This window comes from Mycobacterium conspicuum (genome assembly GCF_010730195.1).
GTDB classification, from domain to species: Bacteria; Actinomycetota; Actinomycetes; order Mycobacteriales; family Mycobacteriaceae; genus Mycobacterium; species Mycobacterium conspicuum.
Map to the genome: position 1 here is coordinate 1,254,907 of NZ_AP022613.1, position 21,881 is coordinate 1,276,787.

General features: G+C 67.6%; 26 protein-coding genes. 13 read left to right on the forward strand and 13 right to left on the reverse strand.

Annotated features, from left to right (window positions below):
* The first annotated feature begins 139 nt into the window (after window positions 1-139).
* Both G6N66_RS29975 and G6N66_RS06020 read left to right on the forward strand, forming a co-directional pair.
* The gene (locus G6N66_RS29975; protein WP_085232345.1) at window positions 140-943 is read left to right on the forward strand and encodes a PE family protein; all 804 of its coding nucleotides are present in this window, start codon (window positions 140-142) and stop codon (window positions 941-943) included.
* Between the two features lie 32 nt (window positions 944-975).
* The gene (locus G6N66_RS06020) at window positions 976-2,058 is read left to right on the forward strand and encodes a PPE family protein (protein WP_085232344.1); all 1,083 of its coding nucleotides are present in this window, start codon (window positions 976-978) and stop codon (window positions 2,056-2,058) included.
* A gap of 7 nt (window positions 2,059-2,065) precedes the next feature.
* Here the strand turns inward: G6N66_RS06020 and G6N66_RS06025 are convergent, their stop codons facing one another.
* The 3 genes from G6N66_RS06025 to G6N66_RS28785 form a co-directional block, all read right to left on the reverse strand.
* Entirely contained in the window at window positions 2,066-2,434 is a 369-nt protein-coding gene (locus G6N66_RS06025) for a hypothetical protein (RefSeq protein WP_163645788.1), read from the reverse strand.
* A gap of 116 nt (window positions 2,435-2,550) precedes the next feature.
* Window positions 2,551-4,029 (reverse strand): YfgM family protein, encoded by a 1,479-nt coding sequence (locus tag G6N66_RS29320; RefSeq protein WP_085232342.1) that lies wholly within the window; start codon window positions 4,027-4,029, stop codon window positions 2,551-2,553.
* A gap of 9 nt (window positions 4,030-4,038) precedes the next feature.
* Entirely contained in the window at window positions 4,039-5,106 is a 1,068-nt protein-coding gene (locus tag G6N66_RS28785) for a DUF2855 family protein (protein WP_085232341.1), read from the reverse strand.
* Between the two features lie 55 nt (window positions 5,107-5,161).
* Between G6N66_RS28785 and G6N66_RS06035 the strand changes: the two genes are divergently transcribed.
* The 3 genes from G6N66_RS06035 to G6N66_RS06045 are packed head-to-tail and all read left to right on the forward strand — an operon-like array spanning window position 5,162 to window position 7,048.
* On the forward strand, window positions 5,162-5,608 hold the full coding sequence (locus tag G6N66_RS06035) for an SRPBCC family protein (protein ID WP_085232340.1): 447 nt from the start codon (window positions 5,162-5,164) through the stop codon (window positions 5,606-5,608).
* Window positions 5,592-6,170: a TetR/AcrR family transcriptional regulator gene (locus G6N66_RS06040; RefSeq protein ID WP_085232339.1), complete on the forward strand. Its 579-nt coding sequence runs from the start codon at window positions 5,592-5,594 to the stop codon at window positions 6,168-6,170. Before G6N66_RS06035 ends, G6N66_RS06040 begins: the two co-directional genes overlap by 17 nt.
* Window positions 6,167-7,048: a TIGR03854 family LLM class F420-dependent oxidoreductase gene (locus tag G6N66_RS06045; protein ID WP_085232338.1), complete on the forward strand. Its 882-nt coding sequence runs from the start codon at window positions 6,167-6,169 to the stop codon at window positions 7,046-7,048. Before G6N66_RS06040 ends, G6N66_RS06045 begins: the two co-directional genes overlap by 4 nt.
* Here the strand turns inward: G6N66_RS06045 and G6N66_RS06050 are convergent, their stop codons facing one another.
* Window positions 7,049-7,798, reverse strand: coding sequence for a glucose 1-dehydrogenase (locus G6N66_RS06050; protein WP_085232337.1), 750 nt, complete (start codon window positions 7,796-7,798; stop codon window positions 7,049-7,051). It abuts the gene before it with no gap.
* Between the two features lie 6 nt (window positions 7,799-7,804).
* Window positions 7,805-8,323, reverse strand: coding sequence for a TetR/AcrR family transcriptional regulator (locus G6N66_RS06055; RefSeq protein ID WP_085232336.1), 519 nt, complete (start codon window positions 8,321-8,323; stop codon window positions 7,805-7,807).
* A 47-nt stretch (window positions 8,324-8,370) separates the two neighbouring features.
* On the opposite strand from G6N66_RS06055, the gene G6N66_RS06060 reads away from it, so the two are divergent.
* The gene (locus tag G6N66_RS06060) at window positions 8,371-9,633 is read left to right on the forward strand and encodes a cytochrome P450 (RefSeq protein ID WP_085232335.1); all 1,263 of its coding nucleotides are present in this window, start codon (window positions 8,371-8,373) and stop codon (window positions 9,631-9,633) included.
* The gene (locus tag G6N66_RS06065; RefSeq protein WP_085232334.1) at window positions 9,630-10,550 is read left to right on the forward strand and encodes an SDR family NAD(P)-dependent oxidoreductase; all 921 of its coding nucleotides are present in this window, start codon (window positions 9,630-9,632) and stop codon (window positions 10,548-10,550) included. Before G6N66_RS06060 ends, G6N66_RS06065 begins: the two co-directional genes overlap by 4 nt.
* A gap of 11 nt (window positions 10,551-10,561) precedes the next feature.
* Here the strand turns inward: G6N66_RS06065 and G6N66_RS06070 are convergent, their stop codons facing one another.
* Both G6N66_RS06070 and G6N66_RS06075 read right to left on the reverse strand, forming a co-directional pair.
* Window positions 10,562-11,755 carry a PrsW family intramembrane metalloprotease gene (locus G6N66_RS06070; RefSeq protein WP_085232333.1) on the reverse strand — a complete coding sequence of 398 codons (1,194 nt, stop codon included), beginning with the start codon at window positions 11,753-11,755 and terminating at the stop codon, window positions 10,562-10,564.
* 3 nt (window positions 11,756-11,758) lie between these two features.
* Window positions 11,759-12,391, reverse strand: a complete 633-nt coding sequence (locus G6N66_RS06075) for a hypothetical protein (protein ID WP_085232332.1) — start codon at window positions 12,389-12,391, stop codon at window positions 11,759-11,761.
* Between the two features lie 53 nt (window positions 12,392-12,444).
* Between G6N66_RS06075 and G6N66_RS06080 the strand changes: the two genes are divergently transcribed.
* From G6N66_RS06080 to G6N66_RS06090, 3 genes are read left to right on the forward strand one after another with little or no spacing between them, the layout of a single operon-like run.
* On the forward strand, window positions 12,445-13,416 hold the full coding sequence (locus G6N66_RS06080) for a DUF808 domain-containing protein (RefSeq protein ID WP_085232331.1): 972 nt from the start codon (window positions 12,445-12,447) through the stop codon (window positions 13,414-13,416).
* A gap of 52 nt (window positions 13,417-13,468) precedes the next feature.
* Complete coding sequence (locus G6N66_RS06085) at window positions 13,469-14,281, forward strand: lytic transglycosylase domain-containing protein (protein ID WP_232079216.1); 813 nt, start codon at window positions 13,469-13,471, stop codon at window positions 14,279-14,281.
* Window positions 14,281-14,532 (forward strand): hypothetical protein, encoded by a 252-nt coding sequence (locus G6N66_RS06090; protein ID WP_085232329.1) that lies wholly within the window; start codon window positions 14,281-14,283, stop codon window positions 14,530-14,532. The genes G6N66_RS06085 and G6N66_RS06090 overlap by 1 nt, the downstream gene beginning before the upstream one ends.
* On the opposite strand, the gene G6N66_RS28970 is transcribed toward G6N66_RS06090, so the two are convergent.
* The 3 genes from G6N66_RS28970 to G6N66_RS06105 form a co-directional block, all read right to left on the reverse strand.
* Window positions 14,533-15,378 carry an MAP_0585 family protein gene (locus G6N66_RS28970; RefSeq protein WP_179968257.1) on the reverse strand — a complete coding sequence of 282 codons (846 nt, stop codon included), beginning with the start codon at window positions 15,376-15,378 and terminating at the stop codon, window positions 14,533-14,535. It abuts the gene before it with no gap.
* 30 nt (window positions 15,379-15,408) lie between these two features.
* Entirely contained in the window at window positions 15,409-15,888 is a 480-nt protein-coding gene (locus G6N66_RS06100) for a lipoprotein LpqH (protein WP_232079217.1), read from the reverse strand.
* A 123-nt stretch (window positions 15,889-16,011) separates the two neighbouring features.
* A complete protein-coding gene (locus tag G6N66_RS06105) occupies window positions 16,012-16,656 on the reverse strand; it encodes a DUF732 domain-containing protein (protein ID WP_085232327.1) in 645 nt (214 codons plus the stop codon).
* A gap of 44 nt (window positions 16,657-16,700) precedes the next feature.
* Between G6N66_RS06105 and G6N66_RS06110 the strand changes: the two genes are divergently transcribed.
* Window positions 16,701-17,096: a DUF4267 domain-containing protein gene (locus G6N66_RS06110; protein ID WP_085232326.1), complete on the forward strand. Its 396-nt coding sequence runs from the start codon at window positions 16,701-16,703 to the stop codon at window positions 17,094-17,096.
* On the opposite strand, the gene G6N66_RS06115 is transcribed toward G6N66_RS06110, so the two are convergent.
* Entirely contained in the window at window positions 17,080-18,567 is a 1,488-nt protein-coding gene (locus tag G6N66_RS06115) for a flavin-containing monooxygenase (RefSeq protein WP_085232325.1), read from the reverse strand. The genes G6N66_RS06110 and G6N66_RS06115 overlap by 17 nt on opposite strands.
* Window positions 18,568-18,645: 78 nt before the next feature.
* On the opposite strand from G6N66_RS06115, the gene G6N66_RS06120 reads away from it, so the two are divergent.
* Window positions 18,646-19,359: a sensor domain-containing protein gene (locus tag G6N66_RS06120; RefSeq protein WP_085232324.1), complete on the forward strand. Its 714-nt coding sequence runs from the start codon at window positions 18,646-18,648 to the stop codon at window positions 19,357-19,359.
* A 38-nt stretch (window positions 19,360-19,397) separates the two neighbouring features.
* On the forward strand, window positions 19,398-19,775 hold the full coding sequence (locus G6N66_RS06125) for a hypothetical protein (protein ID WP_085232323.1): 378 nt from the start codon (window positions 19,398-19,400) through the stop codon (window positions 19,773-19,775).
* Window position 19,776: 1 nt separating this feature from the next.
* Here the strand turns inward: G6N66_RS06125 and G6N66_RS06130 are convergent, their stop codons facing one another.
* Both G6N66_RS06130 and G6N66_RS06135 read right to left on the reverse strand, forming a co-directional pair.
* Window positions 19,777-21,228, reverse strand: a complete 1,452-nt coding sequence (locus tag G6N66_RS06130) for a protein adenylyltransferase SelO (RefSeq protein ID WP_085232322.1) — start codon at window positions 21,226-21,228, stop codon at window positions 19,777-19,779.
* A gap of 97 nt (window positions 21,229-21,325) precedes the next feature.
* Window positions 21,326-21,616, reverse strand: a complete 291-nt coding sequence (locus tag G6N66_RS06135; RefSeq protein WP_085232321.1) for a WGxxGxxG family protein — start codon at window positions 21,614-21,616, stop codon at window positions 21,326-21,328.
* Between the last annotated feature and the right edge of the window lie 265 nt (window positions 21,617-21,881).

The window sequence follows — 21,881 nt, forward strand, 5'->3', positions numbered from 1 at the left end:
AGCGCGCGCGGCGGTGGGTAAGAACCCTTGTGTGCAGGTGCGGAGCGTTAGAGCATGAAATCTGATGCGGCTCGATTGACTTGTCCCGCTCGCGGGCGGGAAAGAACACCACCCTGTCAAACGCCCGAAGGAGACGTCCATGTCGTTTTTGACCACACAACCCGAAGCGTTGGCCTACGCGGCGGGCAAGCTGCAAACCATCGGTTCTGGGGTGGCCGCCGAGAGCGCGGCCGCGGCGGCGCCGACCACCAACGTGATTCCCGCGGCCGCGGATGAGGTATCGGCGTTGCAGGCGGCGATCTTTGGCGCGTACGGCAGCCTGTACCAGTCGGTCAACGCGCAAGCCGTCAGCGTCCACCAACTCTTCGTGCACACCTTGGGGGTTAGTGCGGGCTCGTATGCGGCCACCGAGTCCAGTAACTCGGCTACCACGGCTTCGCCGTTGGCGGAAAGGATTTCGAGCTTCCTCGGTTCCGCCGCGGTTGCCGACCCGTCGGGTGGCGGCCTCGCCAACATCGCCAACATCGGCGTGGGGAACTGGGAGTCCGCATCTTCGAACGTGCTCGGAATGTGCGGCGGCGGTCTTCTTCCCGGTGCGAACGAGACTGGCGACGCCGTCGAAGCGGCCGGAGCAGCCGCCGGCCCGGTGACCGCGAATTCTGCGGGCTCGAACGGGGTCCCGGTGTGGGGGAGTCTGGGCCAGCCGATCTTGGCCAACTCATCGTCGGTGCCGGCGAGTTGGGTCGGGGGAGCCGCCCCGGCGCCGGCGAGCCCTGGCGCGTCGACGACCGCCGGCTGGACGGCCCCGGTGGCGCAAGGCACCCCGGCGACGTCCATGCCGGCCGGGATGCCGTTGGCGGCCACGACGGGGAAGGCCGGTGGCATGGGCGTGCCGCGGTACGGCATCAAGCCCACCGTGATGGCGCGACCGACCGTCGCCTGAAAAGCCTTCGCGCACAGGAGAGGTAGACAGAAATGGATTTCGGAGCCTTACCCCCAGAAATCAACTCCGGACGCATCTACGCCGGTCCCGGTGCGGGACCGATGATGGCCGCCGCGACGGCGTGGAACGGGTTGGCCGCCGAGCTGAGCTCCATGGCGGCCGGCTATGAATCGGTGATCACCGAACTCACCTGCGAGCAGTGGCTGGGCCCGGCGTCGGCAGCGATGGCCGCCGCGGCCCAGCCGTACGTGTCGTGGATGAACGCCACCGCGGCGCTCGCGCAGCGGGCGGCCACGCAGGCGATGGCCTCCGCGGCGGCTTTCGAAGCGGCCTTCGCTGCGATGGTGCCGCCGCCGGTGATCGCGGCCAACAGAGCTCAGCTGGCGGCACTCGTCGCGACCAACTTCCTGGGCATAAACACGCCCGCGATCATGGCCACCGAGGCGCACTACGCCGAGATGTGGGCCCAGGACGCCGCCGCGATGTACGCCTACGCCGCGTCGTCGGCGAGCGCCGGGACGTTGACGCCGATGACGCCCCCGGCGCCGACCGCCAATCCGGCCGGGCTGGCCACGCAGGCGGGGCTGATGCAGACGATCGCCAGCCTGCCCAATGCGGTTGCGGCGCTTGCATCTCCGCTCGCGGCCGCGGCGCCGATTCTGAGCAACACGTTTGTGGCGAATGCCATCAACGGGGCGGTGGATGCGACCGCTTGGTGGGTGATGAATACCATCCCGAATTCGGTGTTGCTCGGCCACGCGATGAACAGTGCCGCCGCGACTCCCGCGGCCCTCGCGGGCGCCCACGGCGTCGCGGGGATAGCCTTCCCCGCCAACCTCGTTGGGGCACCGGTGTCGGCGGCGTTGGGCCAGGCGCCCACTGTGGGTGGTGGTTTGTCCGTGCCCGCCACATGGTCGGCGGCCACCCCGGCGGTCGGCTCCGAGGCTGCGCTGGCGGGCTCGGGCTGGACCCCGGCCCGCGAAGCGGCGGAGGAAGCCGGGCTGCCCGCGTTGGCTCCGGTGGCTGCGGTGGGCGGCGCCGCGAGATCCCTGGCCTTCGGCGGCCCGCGTTACGGCATCAAACCCACCGTGATGCCCAGATCGGTTTTCGGATGACGGCGAGTCAGCCTTTCCGCTGGAGCTGGATCCGGTTGGTCTGGCTGTACCCCGCTGGTTTGCCGCAGGCGGCCTGCACATAGACCTGTTGGTCCGTGCCCGCAAGGGTATTCGGGTCCCACGTGAGGTGGGCGTTCGCGGCATAGGGAACGCGTGTGCCGTCCGAGCAACGGACGTTGTCGAACATGTCAACAACCCATTGACCATCGAGAAGCTGCGCCCGGCTGGTGCCGTGCCCCGCGTTGATGTCGGCGCATCCGTCGCCGCACGGATTGACGTTCCAATCGGTGACGTGGGCGACGCCCGACGGGCTGGTCTCGGTGAGGACATAGTCGCCGACCAGCTCGGGCGCGGCGGACGCGGGCGCGCCCGACATTCCGCCGCTGCCGCGGCGAGGGCGGCGAGGGCCATCGCGGGCGTGATGTTCATGGTTCGTCTCGATTCGGTTGGCTACCCTAGGCTTCTACCCCACGAACGACGATGCGTGGCGACTCAGAATCCGAAATCGCCGCCGCTGCTGCCGGAATCAAACCCACCGCCGCCGGAGTCGAACCCGCCGCCGCCGAAGTCGAAGCTGCCACCGCCGGAATCGGAACCGCCGAATCCGCCGAAATCGACGCTCCCGCCGCCGGAGTCATAACCTCCGGTGTAGTCGTTGCCGCCGAAGCCGACGTCACCACCACCCGACTGGCCATAACCGCCGTCGAAGCCGACGTCTCCCTGCGGGCTGTCGTAGTTGGCGCCGAAACCGCTGTCAGAGTTCGCGTATGCCGAATCCCAGCCGGCCTCGAAGCCGCGTTCGTAGCTGCCGCCCCAGTGGTCGTCCAGCAGCGCATCCATCAGCAGGACATCGGTCAGCGCCCAACCCCAGCCTGGGCCCCAGAAGGCGTACGGGTAGTAGCCCGGGTAGAAGAACATCCCGTTGTAGTAGCCGCCCGGGTAATAGTTCGTGTAGCCCGGCTGCTGCGTGGTGCTGTAGTTGTTGTTGTTGATCGTCACCTGCTCACCCGTTTGCGGGTTGGTTGTGCGCACGGTGGCCTGCCTGCGGTCGGTAGCCGGCACCGCGGTCACGGCATCCACGTTGACCGGGAACAGTTTCCGGTTGGCCTTGGCCACGGTGGATTGCACCACCTTCAGGTGTGCCCGCGCCGCGCTATAGTCGCCCGCCTCGTAGGCCTTACGCGCGTCGTGCAGGCTGGAGTTCGCTCGCAGCGACTCGCCGCTGACGTCGACACTGCTGTTGGTGAGAACCGCATTGTCCAGCTCGCTGATACCGGATTCGGCGTAAATCAACTCTTGCTTCACCTGATCTCGCGAAGTGGAATCCTGGCGGCGCTTGCGATTTCGGCTCGCCGCGAACGAGAACAGGGCCACCACCGCAACCGCGATGCCGACAATGATCAGCGTTACCCACAGCCACGTCCAGCTGGTGTGCTTCTGGTTCACCACGGGGGAAGTGGTCGACCGTGCACCGGGTGTCGCATTCACCTGAGCCAGCTTGGCCACGAATTCAGTGGTCGCGCCGTTCGGGTCGTTGCGGTGATTTCTGGCCGCCTGACCCATGATGGGGTCCACGTTGTCCGCGATTGCCTTCGGCACGTTGTAGGCCCGCACGTGGTAGCCCTTGGCGTCGATGACCAAGATGACACCGCCGAACTCGGGATTGCGGCCGAGAATGCTGTTGTGGATGGCATCCGGTGTGGTCAGGCCGGTTTGGCTGGGGGCGACGGCCGCCACCCAGACGGGCGGGGCCGAACTCCACGTCCACCGGCTGGTGAGGATCTGCCGGTTCACCTGGTCGGGATTGCCCAACGGCGGTGTCGCCGTCGGATCGGCGACCACGTGCGTCGAAGCGTTGAACCTGTTCACCACGTCGTCGGTGTAGTCGTCGGCGCCCGCGGGCGGGGCGAGCAGCATCGCCAGCGCCAGGATCAACGGGACCCCGAGCAAGCCCCGGATGCGTACTGTCACTTTTCTCCTTTATAGATCCACGATGGTGCCGGCCGATGGGTCGACTTTCCCGTCGAGTAGCTCGAGGTAAGCCCGTTGGATGCTGTCCTCACCCGAGATCCGTTCGACGCGAAGCCACTTCGAAGCCCACTCGGCGAAGGGTGCCCACGCATCGGCAACGTTTTGGTCGAGTTGCGCAGTTCCCCAATCGGCTCCGCGCTTTTTGATGCGGTCCGGCGCGAAGAAGAACACCGGGCTGGGGCCGTCGAGCGTGTCGCCGCCCTGCGCCATCTGGGTCCAATGGGTCATCCCGACCGCCGCGCTGTGGGCCAGCCGATCGCCGTAGTGGGCGTGGACGCCGGCGCGGACGGCGCCGTCGCCGGAGATGTCGACGTAGACGGCACGGTCGCCCGGCAGCCCGGAGACCTCGTCGTAGAGGTAAACCGCGTCGTAGATGTCGAGTGCCTTGACGAATTCCCTGTTGCCCGCCGAGGTCAGCCCCACGATCTCAATGCCGTCACGCTGGGCGAGCAGATAGGCGGCGATGATCGCGGTCTTCGACGAGGCGCTGGAGATCACGATGGCGTCCGCGCCGAAGAAGGATTCATCGGCCAAAAAGTCGTCGATCAGAAACGAAGTGAAGAACAGCGGGAAGAACAGGATGTGCTCGGACTCGCGCTCGGGGGAGTAGACCGGGTCGGTCTGGACGTCGCGGTAGCCCTGGTAGGCCGACGGCAGCGCGGCCCGGTGTGCTGCGGCGTCGACGAATCCCTTCTCGTTGATGCGATCGGGGACCACCAGCAGGTGGCTGGCGCACGGCAGGTAGCCGTACACGCGGAGGCCCTGCGCCAGGTCCGGGTGCCGCGACTCCTCGACGTGGGCGTAGCCCCAAACGTTGAGCTTCCCCCAGTTCGGGTCCGAGGCGCCGAAGAAGTCCCAGTACCGCATCGATTCGCCGAACACGGCGTAGGTGATGTTGTTCGCGGTCAGCCCGAACGACTCGACGCGTAGGAGGGCCTGCCCGTCTTCCGGCGATGGCGCGTCACCGTGCAGAAAGCGGGTCTGGTGCAGGTCGGTGCGGCGCAGCTCGAAGTCCATGCGGATGAGCCTATGGGCTAGCCATCCGCAGGGCAATTAATGTACCATATGGTACATGATTACTGAACGCAGCGTCGAGATCGACGCCCCGGCGTCGTTGGTATGGGACGTGTTCACCGATGTCGAGCGCTGGCCGGAATGGACCGCCTCGGTCACCCGCCTGGTCGCGCTCGACGGACCCGGCCTCGCCGTCGGGAAACGCTTCGAAATCAAACAACCGAAGCTGCCGACGCTGGTCTGGGAGGTCACCGACCTGACCCCCGGGGTCGCGTGGACCTGGGCGCAACGCTCCTCCGGCGGCTCGACCGTGGCTCATCACACCGTGAACCCGATTGACGACAACCGCACACTCGTGCGCCAGACGCTCGACCAGCAGGGGCTGGCGGGCGCGATCGTCGGGCGTCTCATGCGCCGCACCACCTGCCGCTACCTCGAGATGGAGGGCCAGGGCCTGAAAGGCCGCTGCGAGCAGTTGCGGCAGCCGTATGGCCCGCCCGCCTGACCTCGCCCGCCGCCAGCAGCTGCTCGATGCGCTGGTTGACGAATTCGCTGCCAGCGGGATCGGCGACCGCTCACTGCGCGATGTCGCCGCCGCGGTCGATACCAGCCACCGAATGCTGCTGCACCACTTCGCATCACGGGACGAACTGCTGCTGGCGATCGTCGACGAGGTGGAACGACGCCAGATGGCGATCCTTTCCGATCTGCCCACCGACCCGGCCGGCGCGTTCGCCGCGATGTGGGCCAACCTGTGCCGGCCCGAGCTGCGCCCGTTCGAGCGACTGTTCTTCGAGTGCTACTCGCGCGGCGCCCAGGGCGAGGAACCCTTCGCCCGCATGGTGCCGGGGGCCGTCGACGCGTGGCTTGCCGAGGTCGACACCGCGGCCGGCGGGGTCGGCGACCCGGCGCTGGTGCGCCTGGGGCTGGCGGTGACGCGCGGCCTGCTGCTGGACCTGGTGGCCACCGACGACGACGCCGGCGTGACGGCGGCGGCGCACGCATTCGTCGACCTGCTGCGCGCAGCGGGCACAAACGGCGGGCCTGCCGTGTTGCAGACCGGGTGAAGATTCGCTTCGGCGTGGGGCTGGGGGCGGATACCGCCCCAGACCAACTTGCCGATATCGTCGATCATCTGGAGAACAGCGGGGTGGACTCGCTGTGGTTCTCCGAGCTGGTGTACTCCCCGGCGGTGGACCCGGTGGTGGGCATGGCCTACGCCCTGGCCCGGACCACCCGGCTGAAGGTGGGCACTTCGGTGGCGGTGTTGCCGGGGCGCCATCCCGTGCTGGTGGCCAAGCAGCTGGCATCGCTGGCGGCCGTCGCGCCCAGGCGCGTTCTTCCCGTCTTCGGGTTGCGGTCGGCGATCCCCGCCGAGCGGGAGGTGTTCGTCGTTCCCGACGGGGAGCGGGCGGCGGTGTTTGACGAGTCGTTGCGGGTGCTGCGTGCGGTGCTGGCCGACGATGCGGCGAGCTATCGCGGCAGGTTTTTCAGCGTGAGTGGCGCGGCGGTGGCGCCGCGGCCGGTGCCGCCGCTGGACATCTGGGTGGGTGGTTCGGCGCCCGCCGCATTCAGGCGCATCGGCGCGCTGGCCGATGGCTGGTTGGGCAGTTTCCTGACCCCGGCCGAGGCCAGGGCCGGGCGTGCGGCGATCGAACGGGCCGCGGCGGAGGCGGGCCGGTGCATCGAACCGGACCACTTCGGCATCTCGTTGGCCGTTGCCGACGGCGAGCTGCCGGCGGAATTGGCGGCGGCGGTCCGCCGGCGGCGCCCCGATTGCGACCCCGCCGAGTTGATCGCCGCCGGCTGGGATCGGCTGCATCGCCAACTCGACGGCTACCTGGACGCCGGCTTGACCAAATTCGTGATCCGGCCGGTCGGCAGTGCGCCGTTGGACGGATTCATCGATCGGTTTGTCGCCGAATTGTTGGCCCGGCAGAACTGATCAGATCTTGGCGGGCACGTAACTGGTCAGCCCGCCGTCGACGACAAACTCGGCTCCGGTGGCGTACGCCGACTCGTCGCTGACCAGGAACAGCACGAAGGTGGACACCTCGCCTGGGGCGGCGCCGCGGCGCAGCGGGATCGGGGTCATGAAGTCCTCGGTCACCCCCGCGCTCAACGGAGTGTGTACCAGGCCGGGGTGGATCGAGTTGACCCGAATGTTGTACTGCGCCAACTCAACCGCGGCGGATTTGGTGATGCCGCGCAGGCCGAACTTGGCGGCCACGTAGCTGTGCAGGTGGGCGCTGCCGGCCAATCCCTCCACCGAGGAGATGTTGACGATGGATCCTCCGCCGGCCGCGATCATCGGTTCGATCGCCGCCCGCATGCCCAGGTATGCGCCGGTGAGGTTGACGTCCAGGACCCGTTGCCAGTCGGACAGCTTGGAGCCCCGCAGCGAACCGAGCTTGACGATCCCCGCGTTGTTCACCAGCGCGTCGAGCCGCCCGAACCTGTCCACCGCGGTTTCGACGGCCCGGTCCCACTGATCCGGGTCGGCGACGTCAAGGTGCACGAAATGCGCTGCATCACCGAGCTTTTCGGCGACTTCGTTTCCTTCGGCGTCGAGCACGTCGCCGATCAGCACCCGCGCACCCTCGGTCACCAACGCTTGCGCGTGGGCGGCGCCCATGCCGCGGGCGCCACCGGTGATCAGCGCTACCTTGCCTTGAACTCGTCCCGCACGCTCCATGGCCGGTTACCGTACACCGGCGGCGGCGCGAAGCTGATCGATCAACCGATCGTCGTCGTGACCGGGTACGAGGTAGTGGCACACCGACAGTCGTACCAGCGCCGTCGCCACCACTTGTGGGTCCAACACCTGCCCCTGCAGTATGGGCGCGATCGACTCGACCAGCGCCGGCAGCGCCCTGGCCAGCTGGGCGAGCACCAGGCCCGGCTCTATCTCGACGAGTGCCCGCATCTGATACGAGCCGTAGAAGTCGGCCAGAAACCGCAGCAGCGCGTCGACCCGTTCACCACCGGCGGTGCCCTCGACGGCGCGTTCCAAATCCGTACGCAGCAACCGCAATTCGAACGCACTGAACGCCGACAGCAAGTCGTCCTTGGACGAAAAGAACTTGTAGAAGGTCGGCCGCGAGATGCCGGCCTGAGCCGCGACGTCGGACAGGTTCAACCTGCTGTATCCGTGCCGGCACAGCACCTTGAAGGTGGCGCGCAGGATGCGCTCGCGCATGGGGTCTGGGGCCGCTTCCATCGTTTACATACTTTACAGTATTTGTAAGCGATGTTAACGTCGCCGTCATGAAGGACTTCGGCGAAGTCAACTTCTTCAGCGACGCTGACCTGGCGGCGGATCCCTATCCGTACTACGAATACCTGCGCGCGCAGTGCCCGGTGCTGCACGTGCCGAGCAGTGGGGTCGTCGCGGTGACCGGGTACGACGAGCTGGTTCAGGTGTATCGGGACAGCGCTACCTTTTCAGCGGTGAACTCGTCGCTGGGCCCGTTTCCGTTGCCGTTCGAGGCCAACGACGACGACATCACCGAGCAGCTCGACGCGCACCGCGACGAATTCCCGATGAGCGAGCACCTGGTGTCGTTCGACCCGCCCAAACACACCGCGCACCGCGCGCTGCTCAACGGTCTTTTCACACCGAAGCGGCTCAAGGAGAACGAGGAGTTCATGTGGCGTCTCGCCGATCAATTGATCGACGAGTTCATCGCCGACGGGCGCGCGGAATTCGCCTCGGCGTACGGCCAACCCTTTCCGCTGCTGGTGATCGCCGACCTGCTTGGCGTTCCCGAGGCCGACCATGCGATGTTCCGCCGCCTTCTGGCCGGCCAGGCCCCCGCCGAGGACCAGCGGTGGGTCGAAAACATGAATCCCCTTGCCTACTTGGACAAGTGGTTCACCGCCTACATCAGCGAGCGGCGAGAGTCACCGGCCCACGACGTCTTGACCGAGATCGCCACCCAACGGTTTGCGGACGGTTCGCTGCCCGAAGTGGTGGACCTGGTACGCATCGCCACCTTCCTGTTCGTGGCGGGGCACGAGACCACCGCCCGGCTGCTGTCCAGCTCTTTGCGCGTGCTGGCCGAGGATCCGGACCTGCAGAACACGTTGCGCGCCAACCGTGATCGCATTCCGAACTTCGTCGAAGAGATGCTGCGCTTCGAGAGCCCGATCAAGAGCGACTTCCGGTTGACCCGCGTCGCCACGACACTGGGCGGCGTGGAGCTGGCCGCCGGCACGACGGTGATGCTGCTGCCCGGCGCCGCCAACCGCGACCCACGCCACTTCGACTGCCCGGCCGAGCTGCGGGCGGACCGGCCCAATGCCCGGCAGAATGTCGCGTTCGCGCGCGGTGCGCACAGTTGCCCCGGGGGACCGCTGGCGCGGATCGAAGGACGCGTCACCATCGAGCGAATCCTGGATAGGCTCAACGACATTCGGCTTGACGAAAGCTATCACGGCCCGCCGGGGGATCGTCGGTTCGACTATGTGCCGCTCTACATCCTTCGCGGACTGCAGGCACTGCACATCGAATTCAACCCGGGGACATGACTGGCACGCAGAAGTGGACCGCCGCCGACGTGCCAGATCAGCGTGGCCGCGTCGCCGTCATCACCGGGGCCAACAGCGGCATCGGCTTCGAAGCGGCGGCGGTGCTCGCCGGCAAGGGAGCCCGGGTGGTGCTCGCGGTCCGAGACCCCGCCAAGGGTGAGCAGGCCGCCGCGCAAATCAAGGACCGACACCCCGACGCGAACATCGCCCTGCAAGAACTCGACCTGGCGTCGCTGGACTCGGTGCGTGCGGCGGCGCGAGATCTCAACGCGGCCCATCCCCGGATCAATCTCTTGATCAACAACGCCGGTGTGTCGGCCACGCCGAAGGCCTCGACGAAGGACGGCTTCGAGCTGCAGTTCGGCACCAATCACCTCGGGCACTTCGCGCTCACCGGCCTGCTGTTCGATCACCTGCTGCGCGCGAAGGATTCGCGGGTGGTGACGGTCAGCAGCCTGGGGCATCGCGTCCGGTCGGCGATCGACTTCGGCGACCTGCACGCTGAGGCCCGCTACGACCCCTTCGCGGCCTACGGACGCTCGAAGTTGGCCAACCTGTTGTTCACCTACGAGTTACAGCGCCGGCTGGCCGCGAATCACCGGGCGACGATCGCGGTTGCCGCCCATCCCGGAAGTTCCCGGACCGATCTGCTGCGCAGTTCGCCCGGGTGGCTTCGGATCGGCTCCGCTGTGCTCGGCCCGTTGATCTTTCAGAGTCCGCGCATGGGTGCGCTGCCGACGCTGCGGGCGGCCACCGACCCCAGCGTGCGCGGCGGTCAGTATTACGGCCCGGGTGGATTCGGCGAACAGCGCGGCTACCCGAAATGCGTTCAGTCGTCTGCTCAATCGCACGACGAGGAGATGCAACGGCGGCTCTGGATCGTCTCCGAGGAACTCACCCGGGTGAACTACGGTTGACCGCGCTGGCCTCACCACGGTGACGGGACGCCGGCGCGGATTCTGCTGACCTCGGCGCGCGCGAAGCGCACCCGGTCGGTGTCCGTGCCGCGTGCGCCGGCCAGCTCGTGGGCGAGGTCGTACGCGGCATTGAGGACGTAGCGGGCGCGTCGGCGTTCACGACGGTTGGGGTGGGCCTTGCGATACCGCTTGCGCGCCTTGCGATTGCCGGCCAGTGCGTCGAGTTCGGCTGCGGTGATGACGTTGCGGGCCGCCTCGGGGATCATGACGTCGCGCAGAAAGTTCCTTTCCCGCGTCACGGTCAGGCCGTAGACGCGCGCGACTATCACCAGCGCAAGAATGATCACCGCGATGAGCAAGCCCAAAAACAACAGTGTGCTCCGGCCGGCGGTGGCCGCCAGCGAGTCCCAAATGCCGTGCAGCAGCACCGGTATCGCGATAAGCAGCAATCCGCGCCCGACGCGGCGCGGTTCGGCGGGCCGGCCGAGCAGATAGATCACGCCGGCGCAAAAGATCGCGCTGTAGAGGATGTGCGCGGCGACACCGCTGAGCATGCGCATGATGATGGTCCCTATCGATGCCCCAATCTGATTCGCGCCGAACTGAGAACTGGCCGACGTCATGGCGTAGCTGATGTCCTCGAGGATCTGAAATCCCAGGCCGATGAACGCGCCCAGGATCAACCCGTCAAACGCGGTTCGCACCTGCCGCGGTGCCAACGCGATGAGCAACAGCAGCCCCGAGCCCTTCGCCGCTTCTTCGGTGAACGGCGCCGACAACCCGGCGCCCCAATTCAGCGCCCACGACTGCCCGAAAGACTTGGCGTACAAGGCAAGTATCGCGTCGTTGGCGCTCGCCGCCATCATCCAGGTCGCCGCGAAGCCGCCCCAGAGAAAGGCGACGACCATCAGTTTGGCGGGCAGCGTCGCGTAGCGGTCGATGCGCTGGGTGAACCACCAGAACAGCGCGGCATAGATGGCGAAGGACGTGACCGCCAGCGCGATCGCCTGGCCGTAGGCGTCGTACTCGCGGGTGACGGTGGATGCGAACAGGAACATGCCGATCCCGACCAGCGCCAGGTAGCCCCAGAAGGCGAGGTTGCGTGGCTGGTAGAAGGCGAACCGCCGGCCCCACCCGGAGAGATCGAGCGCGGCGTTGCGCGCGCGGTCGAGGTCGGCGAGCGATGCGGTGGGCGTCGTTGACACTGCCTAGCCTCCCCGTGGATGAGTGATGCTGCGGATCATCTGCATAACCGCGGGCGTGAGCTCCGGGCCGGCGTCGGACGGCCCGGTGGCCACGGCCTCGACCCCGCGCCCGTCGAACACGAAGGCGGCGATCACGCCGCCGGTGTGTGGTCCGGTCACCCGCGCTGTCGCGCCATGGTCGCCCTGATCGGTAACGATGGTGGTGTGCGGCCCCGCCACGTGCACGCCGCGACCGCGGCTGAGGGCGTCGGAGGTCGTCTCGATCTGGTCGAGCAGTTTGTTGGCGTCGCCGTCGAATCGCGCTGTGCGAACCGTGAACTTGACGGCTTTGTGCTCGACGGTCGCGCGCGCGGGATACTCGCCGGACAGCGGCGCGTTGCCGGCGCGCACGCCTGAGGTAATACCCCAGCCGGCCTGCGGCACGAACGTCACGTCGCCCCGCAGCTGCAGCACGTCGCCGGCCTTGACGATGTCGTGGTAGGGGACCGTGGCGTTGACGACGGGCAGCACCACCGACATGACGACGGCCAGCGCGAAAACCGCCAACGTGGGGGCGATGGTGCGTCGATCCACGCCGAATAAGCGCTCGTCAGCGGGGACCCAGCCCACGTCGGGCTCGTACTGTGGATCCGGCATTCTGCGAGAGTAAACCTGCGACGGGTACCCTCCAACGCCATGGCGGAGACGCGATGAGTGCGGGTCTTTTCGGGCTCCTCGACGACGTCGCGGCTCTCGCGCGACTGGCGGCGGCCAGCGGACGTGCGTCCGCCAAGGCCGCCGGTGTGGTCATTGACGACACCGCGGTGACACCGCAATACGTCCTCGGGATAACCGCCGAGCGTGAGTTGCCGATCGTCAAACGCATCGCGATGGGGTCCCTGCGCAACAAGCTGCTGGTGATTCTGCCCGTCGCGATGCTGCTCAGTCAGTTCGCGCCGCGGCTGGTGGTCCCGGTGCTGATGCTCGGCGCCCTGTATCTGTGTTACGAAGGCGCCGAGAAGGTTTGGGGCAGCATCCGGGGTCATGACGCCGACGCTCCACCGGCCGCCGAGGAAGAGGTGGTGACCGGGGCGATTCGGATGGACCTGGTGTTGTCCGCCGAAATCATGGTGATCGCGCTCAACGAGGTGGACGATCAGGCCTTCCTGCCGCGGCTCATCATCCTCATCGTCGTTGCCCTGGTCCTGACCGCCGGGGTGTACGGCGTCGTCGCCGTCATCGTCAAGATGGACGACGTCGGCCTGCGCCTCAAACAGACCGCGTCCCGAATCGGGCGGCACGTCGGCCGGGGCTTGGTCGCGGCGATGCCCGCGCTGCTCTCGGCGCTTTCCAACATCGGCATGGTGGCCATGCTCTGGGTGGGCGGCCACATATTGCTCACGGGCAGCGATCAACTGGGCTGGCATCCACCGGACCAGGTGGTCCACCATGCCGCGGACCGGGTTCGCCACAGCGTCAAGGCCTTTGGTGCGGTGGCGGCCTGGATGACCGAGACCGCAGCGGCCACGGTGGTCGGTTTGGCCGTCGGAGCCGTCGCCATCACGCTGGTGGCGTTGTTGTCGCTGGTTCGACGAGGCCTCTGGGGCTTGGCTAAACGCGTCGGCACGGACAAGATGAAAGGCAAGACTGCGAGAGGGCAAAACGATGAAGGACGTCGCTAGCTACCGCTGGGTGCGTTTAATGTGTTGCAGCGCAACCGTTCTCGTGGTGGTAATGGCGGGATCCACGGCCGCGGCGGCCACACTGCACGCGCAGCCGCCGCTGGCAACCGACCCCGCCGTCTTGGCCAGCGAATTGAGCGCCGATGAACAGGCGCTGCACGACCCGTCCTCGTCGGAGGCCACCTTGGCCGCGGCCGCGCACCGCCAGCAGGTCGCCTACCGGAATATCGGGCGGCACCCGGAGTGGGACGCGACCATCCGAGCCGCAATCCCGCCGGCACTCGCCGGGACCTACGACCGCAATGTCGACGCGCGACGCCAGCTCAGCGCGCTGAGCGGGGGAGACATCAAGGACACCCTGCCCGCCTGGCGGATCGACGGACCCCCGCCGGCCGATGCGTTGCTCGGCTACTACCACGAAGCAGAAGCGGCGACCGGCGTCGGATGGAACTATCTGGCGGCGATCAACCTGGTGGAAACGGGCTTCGGCCGCATCAACGGGGTGAGCACCGCCGGGGCGGAGGGCCCCATGCAGTTCCTGCCGTCGACGTGGGCCACCTACGGCAACGGCGGCGACGTCCACTCGCCCCACGACGCCGTGCTGGCGGCCGCCCGCTTCCTGGCCGCCAACGGCTTCGCCAACGATCACGACCGTGCCATCTTCGGGTACAACCACTCCAGCCATTACGTCGGCGCGGTGGACGACTACGCCGCTGTGATGGCCAGCGATCCGGCCGGCTTCGCCGACTACTACCGCTGGGACATCTACTACAACACGACGGCCGGCGACGTGCTGTTGCCCGTCGGCTACGCCGAATCCGCGCGCATCCCCGTCGGCGACTACCTGGCGAGCCACCCGCAGTGATGGAAGCACTGCAGCGGGTGCTGAATCGCAAGGTCACCATCGCGGCACTGATCGAGATGGCCCTGTGGCTGGCGGTGCCCTATCTGGTGATCGGCCTGGTGTGGTCGTCGCTGCACGGCGAGCAGGTTCAGCAGATTCAGGCCCGGCTTCAACAGCTGTCGCCGGCCAGCACCGACATCATGGCCTTCGGGCTGGCGGCCGTGTTGTGGCCTGCGGCCGCAGAGATCGCCGACGCGTGCCCGGCCCGCTGATCAATACAGGGGAACCCAGGTACCGAAATACCAGTAGCCCCAACCGCCGTACATCCAGTTGAACGTCGGGATCACCATGTAGTCGTTGAAGGCGAACGGCCCGAAGTCGGTCTGTGCGACCAGGACGTCGCGCGGCGGCCCGTCCCATCGGCGGTTCCAGCCACCCGGAGGCGGCGGACCGTTCCACCCACCCGGAGGTGGCGGGCCGGCCCAGTTGCGCGGCGCACGTCCCGGAGGCGGGCCGTCGTTCCAGCCCCACCCATGCTCCCTGGGCGGTGGCGGTGCGCCATGGCCCTCAATGCTGAAGCCGGCGTGAGCGTTCGTGGGACCGCCCACGTCCACGCTTCCCGCGGCGTAGGTTCCGTGCGGGGTGTACGGCGGGTGCGGGGGCTGGGTGGACGGCGCCTGCAGCTCCCTGTTGTTGGGCTGGTGCGACGGCGGATTGCTCGGCGCGCTGGCGGGCGCGCTGGTGGGCGCGCCGCCCCTCGGCGGCTCGTTGCTCGGCGGGCCCTGCGGCGCGCTGGTTTGCGGGTGCTGCGGCACGCTGGTTTGTGGGTTTTGCGGTTCGTGCGTTTGCGGGTTCTGCGGCGCGCTGGTCTGCGGGTTTTGCGGCGCGTTGGTTTGCGGGTTTTGCGGCGCGTGGCTTGGTGGGCCCTGCTGTTCGTGGCCCTGCCCGCCGCCGCCGGGCGCGGGGCCGCCACCCGGGCCGCCGCCGTTGCAGTTCGGACAGGGTGGCGGCGACGGAGCCCCCGGAGCCGCCGCGGCCAACCCTGTCCCGAAGGTCAGGGCCGACATGCTGATCGTTGCGGCGAGCGCCGCGGCGCTGAGCGCGCGTTTGCTAGACATATCTGCTGGTCCTCCTAGCCGGGCCCGAAGCTATGGGCAGGTCACGTTCATCTGGAATGACTTCTTCACCTGCTGAGGCTGCTGCGGGTTGCTCATGTCGACGCCCGTCGCGGTGCCGTTGATCGCATACGTCTTGCCGTTCTGCGCGGCGCCGGCGTTGCCGCCCTGTCCCGGCGCGGCGTCGGAGAAACCCAGCGCGACCCCGTTGACGTTGCCCAGCCCGACCGAATGGACGATCGGCGGGTTGGCATTGCTGACCACCGCGCCAACTCCGTTTGTCGCGTCACCGATGCCGATGTTGGTGTTGTCGCCGGCGACGGTGCAGGTGACCTGTCCGGTGATGTTCTGGTTCTGACCGTCGATGGTGAGCTGCGGTCCGGCCGCGGCCGCCGGCGCGCCCGAACTCGAACTCGACGCGCCCGGATTGGACTTGTTGCTCGAACAGCCGGCCAGCGCCGCCGCGACCACGGCCACGCCGACTACGCCGGCTGTGATGCCACGCTTCGCCACGCCCTCTCCTTCGGTTGGGTTCTCTGCGCGACCGCTGCGCAACGCTGCGCTTGCGAGGCCGCATCGCCGACCCCGAATACCCGATGCCGCCATCTGCAAACCATGCGGGCGGGATCGGTCAGGTCATCCCAACCCTGCGACCAGGTTGTTGTGTTGCGGGCAGTACGCGCGAACCGAGATGGCGACGAAGTCATCGGCGTTGGCGCTGAATGCCGGGCTGCTCGCACGAAACGCCGTCGCCACCTCTTGCACCGTCATGCCCTGACCGATGTTCTGACAGACCGTCTTGCCGTTGTAGATCGCGGCCCCGGGGTTGGCGAAGGAGATGCCCTTGTCGTTGAGGGCCTGGATGTACTTGTCGTCCTGATCCGGTGTCGATGCGATCGAGGACGGGGCGGTAGCCGTCGGCGCCGCCGACGACGTGGTGGGGGAGGGCGGGTTGGTGGCATTGGTCGGGGAGTGGCTCGTCGTCAACGCCCAGCGCCCGACGACGATGGCCCCGGCCACCACCAACCCGGCGACCACCAGCCCCCCGGCGATGCGCCATGTCGCGCGCCACGATTGGCCGACGGCGGCGGGTTCGTCCGGGATGTCCCCGCCCGGAACCTCCGCATAATCGCCGCGCTCGGGGTTGTCCGACCATGCGAGTTCAACCGCGTCGGTGGGGGTGGAATTGGGCACGGCCGCGGTCTTGCCGACATCCCGCGCGACGGTCTCCGCGCCGGTCTCTGCGGCGCTCTCGTGGGCGGCCCGACCCGGCTCGGCCATGGGGGTTATGGTAGCCACCTGCACGCCGAACTAGGCTGCGGGCTATGTCAATCGACCGTGCCGCGCTGGTCGCGGGAAGCATCCGCCTCGCCTCGGGCATCCAGTTTCTCGTCGACCCCCTTCGTGCCAACCGTCTGTGGGGCGATCACAGCGAGCCGTCGCCGACGGCGCGACTGCTGTTGCGGTCGATGGGCTACCGCGACGCGCTGATCGGAGCCCTGCTCTTGACGTCGGGGTTGCGCGGCAAAAACAGCCGCGGCTGGTTCCTCGCATCGGCCGGCGCCGACGCGTCCGACCTGGTCGGCGGGCTGAGCGTGCACGACAAATTGACCCGCTCCCAACAGCTCATCGGCCTGGGTGGCGCCATCCTCGGCGTCGGCGTGGGACTGTGGGGCGCCGTGCGTCGCACCGGGCGACCGGCCGCTACGCAACCGGACTAGGCAGCAGCGACCACAGGCTTTGTTCGCGCTCGGTCAGCTCGTTCGACGTGATCGCGCCGAAGGTGGCCGCCTCGCGCGCGAACCGGGCCGGCGCGTCGGGCAGCGCATCCGGACCTTCCAGCCGGAAACAACTCGGTGCGAGCGGACCGAACAACAACGCGCGGCGCAGCTGTGGCCAGTTCTCCAGATGCGGCTCGACCCCGGCGGCCCGGGCGAAAGTCATTGCCGCCAAATTCATTTGGGTCTTTTGCGACATGCCGCGACGTGATCGATAGGCGTCGATCGCCAGCCGCTGGTCGCGCTCGTCCGGCGGCGCGATGGTGCCGCCCCAGGTATAGGCGATCCACCTGGCCTGAAGCTCAAGCGGCACAAAGTATCCCCCGGACTGATCCCAGATGCCCATGAAGGCGAGACCCGGCAGGTCGGGATGGAACGTGTAGCGGTCGGCGTCCAGATGCACGGCATCGAGGTTGAGAATCGCCCGAATGTCCGCGCTCAGAAACGGCATCCGGATTTCGAACCCGGTGCCCAGCACGATCGCGTCGAACTCCTCGGCATGCCCGTCGGCGAACGTCACGGCCGCGCCGGCAATGGATTTCATCCACGGACGCACGGTGATTCGGCCCTCGGCGACGAGCGGCAGGTAGTCCTGGTTGAGCGTGACCCCGGCCGCGAACAGGGACGGATCGGGCGTCGGGGCACCGTATTGTTCGGGGCTTCCCGCCGCCTCGAGCACGGCCCGCTTCAGTTGGGCTTCCATCTCGTCCGGCGGCAGGACTTCGCTGGCCAAGCCCCCGTATCGGGTGTAGAAGCGGTAATCGGACGGGACGCCGGCGACGAACTTGGGCAGGACGTACCGCTGCCGGCGTTGAGTCACCACCACCCGCGCGGCGCCGAGCGCGGCGAGTTCCGACGCGATCTCCAAGGCGCTGATCGCGCACCCCGCCACCAGCACGCGCTTGCCGCGATAGGGCTCTGGCCCCCGGTACCGATAGGTGGAGACGGCTGCCGCCGAGCCGGCGAACGCATCCAGCCCGGGCACCGCGGGGATGGCGGGGGCATGAAACCTGCCGCAGGCCACCACGATTCGGTCAAATCGTTCATCCGTTCCGCCGTGACGCACGAGCCACCCGGTCGCGTCTCGGGTGACGAGGTCGGCTCGGGTGCCGAGCCGGATGCGTGCGGTCAGGCCGAATGCCTCGGCATAGCGATGCAAGTAGTCGAGGATCTCGCGGTTCGACGGGTAGACGAGGTCGGTCTCGTGCTCGAGGTCGCTGAAGGCGGTCAGGGTGCGGCTGCTGTTGGTGTGCATGCTCGGCCACACGCCGCTGTTTCCGTCCACGCCCGACCACTGGCCGCCCAGCATGGATCCCTGCTCGAAGATCGTCGACTCGAATCCCTGCGACAGCAACCAGCGCGCGACGACCAGTCCACCGGGCCCGGCTCCGATCACCGCAACGCTGCTTGTCACCTTCGGAACTGTCGCACGACTGCACGACGTCCGCGCTCTGATTGATCGACTTGGCGTCGACTGTGATACTCGTGCGGTATGCCACAGCGAAAGGCCGCCGCGCTTGCCGGGCTCTGCATTCTGGTCGCCGGTTGCGGGGCCAACAGCAACCGGGCGGACCCCGCAACCACCACCTCCACAGCCGTGCCACCGGTTGCGCAGGCCGCACTGAACGGGCTGTTGCTCAGCGCGCCGCAGATCGGTGCCGCGTTGGGGACCACCGATGTGTCCGTGGCTACCGACAGGACGTCGATGGAGGACGTGAGTGCTCTGGTGTCGCGCCCGGAGTGTCTGCCCATATACAGCCCGGCAGAGGCCAATGCTTACGCCAACAGCGGATCCAGCGGCGTTCACCGACAGTTTCTGGGCGATCCATCGAATTCGCACGAAGCCGAGCAGACTGTCGTGCTGTTTCCGACGGCACGGCAGGCCAGCGCCTTCTTCGCAGCCTCGGCGCAACGCTGGCAGAAGTGCTCCAACGGGGGCTTTGCCCACACCATGTCGGGTGGTCGTGAGGTGTGGAATGTGGGGCCGATCTCCAACACCAACGGCGTCTTGAGCACCACTGCGCGGATCAGCCAGGAGGTATACGACCATCCCGGCGCCGGCGAGGGCGGCGATCGGACCGCTCAGCGGGCTCTGACCGTGCGCAACAACGTCGCCATCGACATCCTGACCGTCAGCGCGGCCGCCAACGATCCGGCGGCTGTCAACATCGCCACGCAGATCGCCGCCGAGGTGCCCAGCAAATAGACCCAGCGCGGCTGGCCGGGACGTGTAATTATTTGCTGATGAATCCGGGCAACCCCTCGCGGAGCGGCTCGGCCGCGCCGACCTGGGAGCCCGCCGGGGCCAATCGCATCGGGGCGATCATCGGGGCAATCTTCGCGGCGATCGGCCTCTGTATCGGGTGTATCGGGCTCGCGGCGGGGGTGATCGCGCTGACCCCCGCGAGCGCGCTGTGGATGGGCGGGATCGTGTGCATCAGCGGCTACCGGCTGACGTACAGCGACGCGGGTCAGTCGATGAGCTTTCACTGCGTCAACGGTGACAGCTCCTATGACGTCGCGGACCTCGCGGTCTTGCTGCAATCCGTCGTCGCGGCGCTGGTGCTGTGCGTCGGCCTGATCGGTATCCGCCTGATCCGGGCCCGCCTGCGTAAGGCGTGATTCAGGTGCCGCAAAAGGTCCGGTATTCGCCGAAATCCTCCGGCGCGGGACTCGCGTAACGCTCGAGACCGGGCCGTTCGTCGTAGGGCGCGGTCACCGCGTCCAGGAGCCGCCGCAGCGGGTCGAGGTCGCCGGCGGTGGCGGCGGACAGGACTTCCTCGACCAGGTGGTTGCGCGGAATGTAGATCGGATTGACGCGGTCCATCGATTCGGGGTTCGGGCCCAGGGCTCGCCAACGGGACAGCCAGTCGTCAAAGCCGGCGAAGTCCAATCCAGCATCGCCTGTTGCCGCGCGAGCCAGGCGACGGAAGAAGGAGGTGTAGTCCACTCGGCTTTCCTTCAACAGGACCAGCAATTCGTCGACCAACTCCGCGGCGGCCTGGGCTTCGACGCCGGCGGACAAACCGAGCCTGGCTCGCATCCCGGATGACCACACCTGGTCGTACTGGGCGTGAAATACCTCGAAGGCCTCCTGCGCGAGTGCGATTCCCTCGTCAATGTCGTTGGACAGCAACGGAAGAAGCGTTTCGGCGAACCGGGCGAGGTTCCACCCGGCAATCACGGGCTGGTTGCCGAAGGCGTAGCGGCCCCAGGAGTCGATCGAACTGAACACGGTCTCGGGATCGTAGGCCTCCATGAAGGCGCACGGTCCGTAGTCGATGGTCTCGCCGGAGATCGTCATGTTGTCGGTGTTCATCACCCCGTGGACAAACCCAAACAGCATCCATCGCGCGATCAGGGACGCCTGGGCGGCGGTGACCGCCTGGAACAGCGCGAGGTAGGGGCGTTGGGCCGCCGCGGCGGCCGGATAGTGGCGGGCAATCGCATGGTCGGCGAGGCGCCGCACCAGATCGACATCGCCGGTAAACGCGGCGTATTGGAAGCTGCCTACCCGAAGGTGGCTGCTCGCGACGCGGGTGAGCACGGCGCCCGGCAGGACCGTCTGGCGATGTACCGGCCGCCCGGTACCGACCACAGCCAAGGATCGCGTCGTCGGGATGCCCAGGGCATGCATCGCCTCGCTGATGATGTATTCGCGCAGCATCGGCCCGACCGCGGCCAGGCCGTCGCCGCCGCGGGCGAACGGCGTGGGTCCGGAACCTTTCAGGTGGATATCAACCACGCGCCCGTCGACGCCGGTGAGCTCGCCCAGGAGCAGCGCCCGGCCATCGCCCAGCCGCGGAACGAAGCCGCCGAACTGATGGCCGGCGTAGGCCTGAGCCACCGGAGTGGCGCCGGTGGGCAGCGCCCCGCCCACCAGGAACTGCAGCCCGTCGGCGCTGCGCAGCCACGCGCTATCAAGGCCCAGTTCGGCGGCCAGCGCCTCATTGAGCACGAGTAGCTGCGGTTCGGCGGGAGCTTCGGCCTGCCAGCGCACCGCCATCTCCGGCAGTTCGCGGGAGAAGCGATCCAACAGCGTGAGGTTCGACGTCACGCCCGGTTCAACGCTCATCTCACCAGCCTAGGAGGCGCCTGAGCCACAAGGGAATTAAGGCGCAGCAAGCCCCCGGCAGGATCTCCTGCCGGGAGCCGCTGACGGTTCGGAGTGGCTAGACGGCGCCGCGGCCGGGATTTGCCGTCGGGGGTGCGACGCCGACGCCCGCGTGAGCGTCTTTGCGGCGCCTCAGTCCGGCAAGTCCGCCCAGGCCAAGTAGGCCGAGCAGCCCCCACAGCCCTGAGTTGTCGCTGGGCTGATCGTTGGTGGTGGTGTTGGTGTTGTCGGCCAATGTCGTGGTGGTCGGCGCCGGCGCGGTCGCGGCTTGGACGGTGGCGTTGGCAACGCCTGCACCACCGAACAACAGCGCCCCGGTGGCAGAAATGACTGCGATAGTCCTACGCATGTTCAACTCCTGTTGGGTTTTCGTCGGTCCAATCCCGTTGCGGGATCGCAACCGAGTTCAGGACCAGGTTGTTCCAGCCCCATTTGGGCAACGCCGGCCCGAGGTCAGCGCTGCGAGGGTGGGCTACCCAGCGGGTGAACGACGAAACACGCGCCAACTCGCAGGGCAGATGGCGGGCGGATGGCGCCGGTGAGAATATATGCGGCGCAAGGTTTTTCTCTCGCCGAACGCCGCCGATGTTCCAATCGGGCACATGATGGGTAGC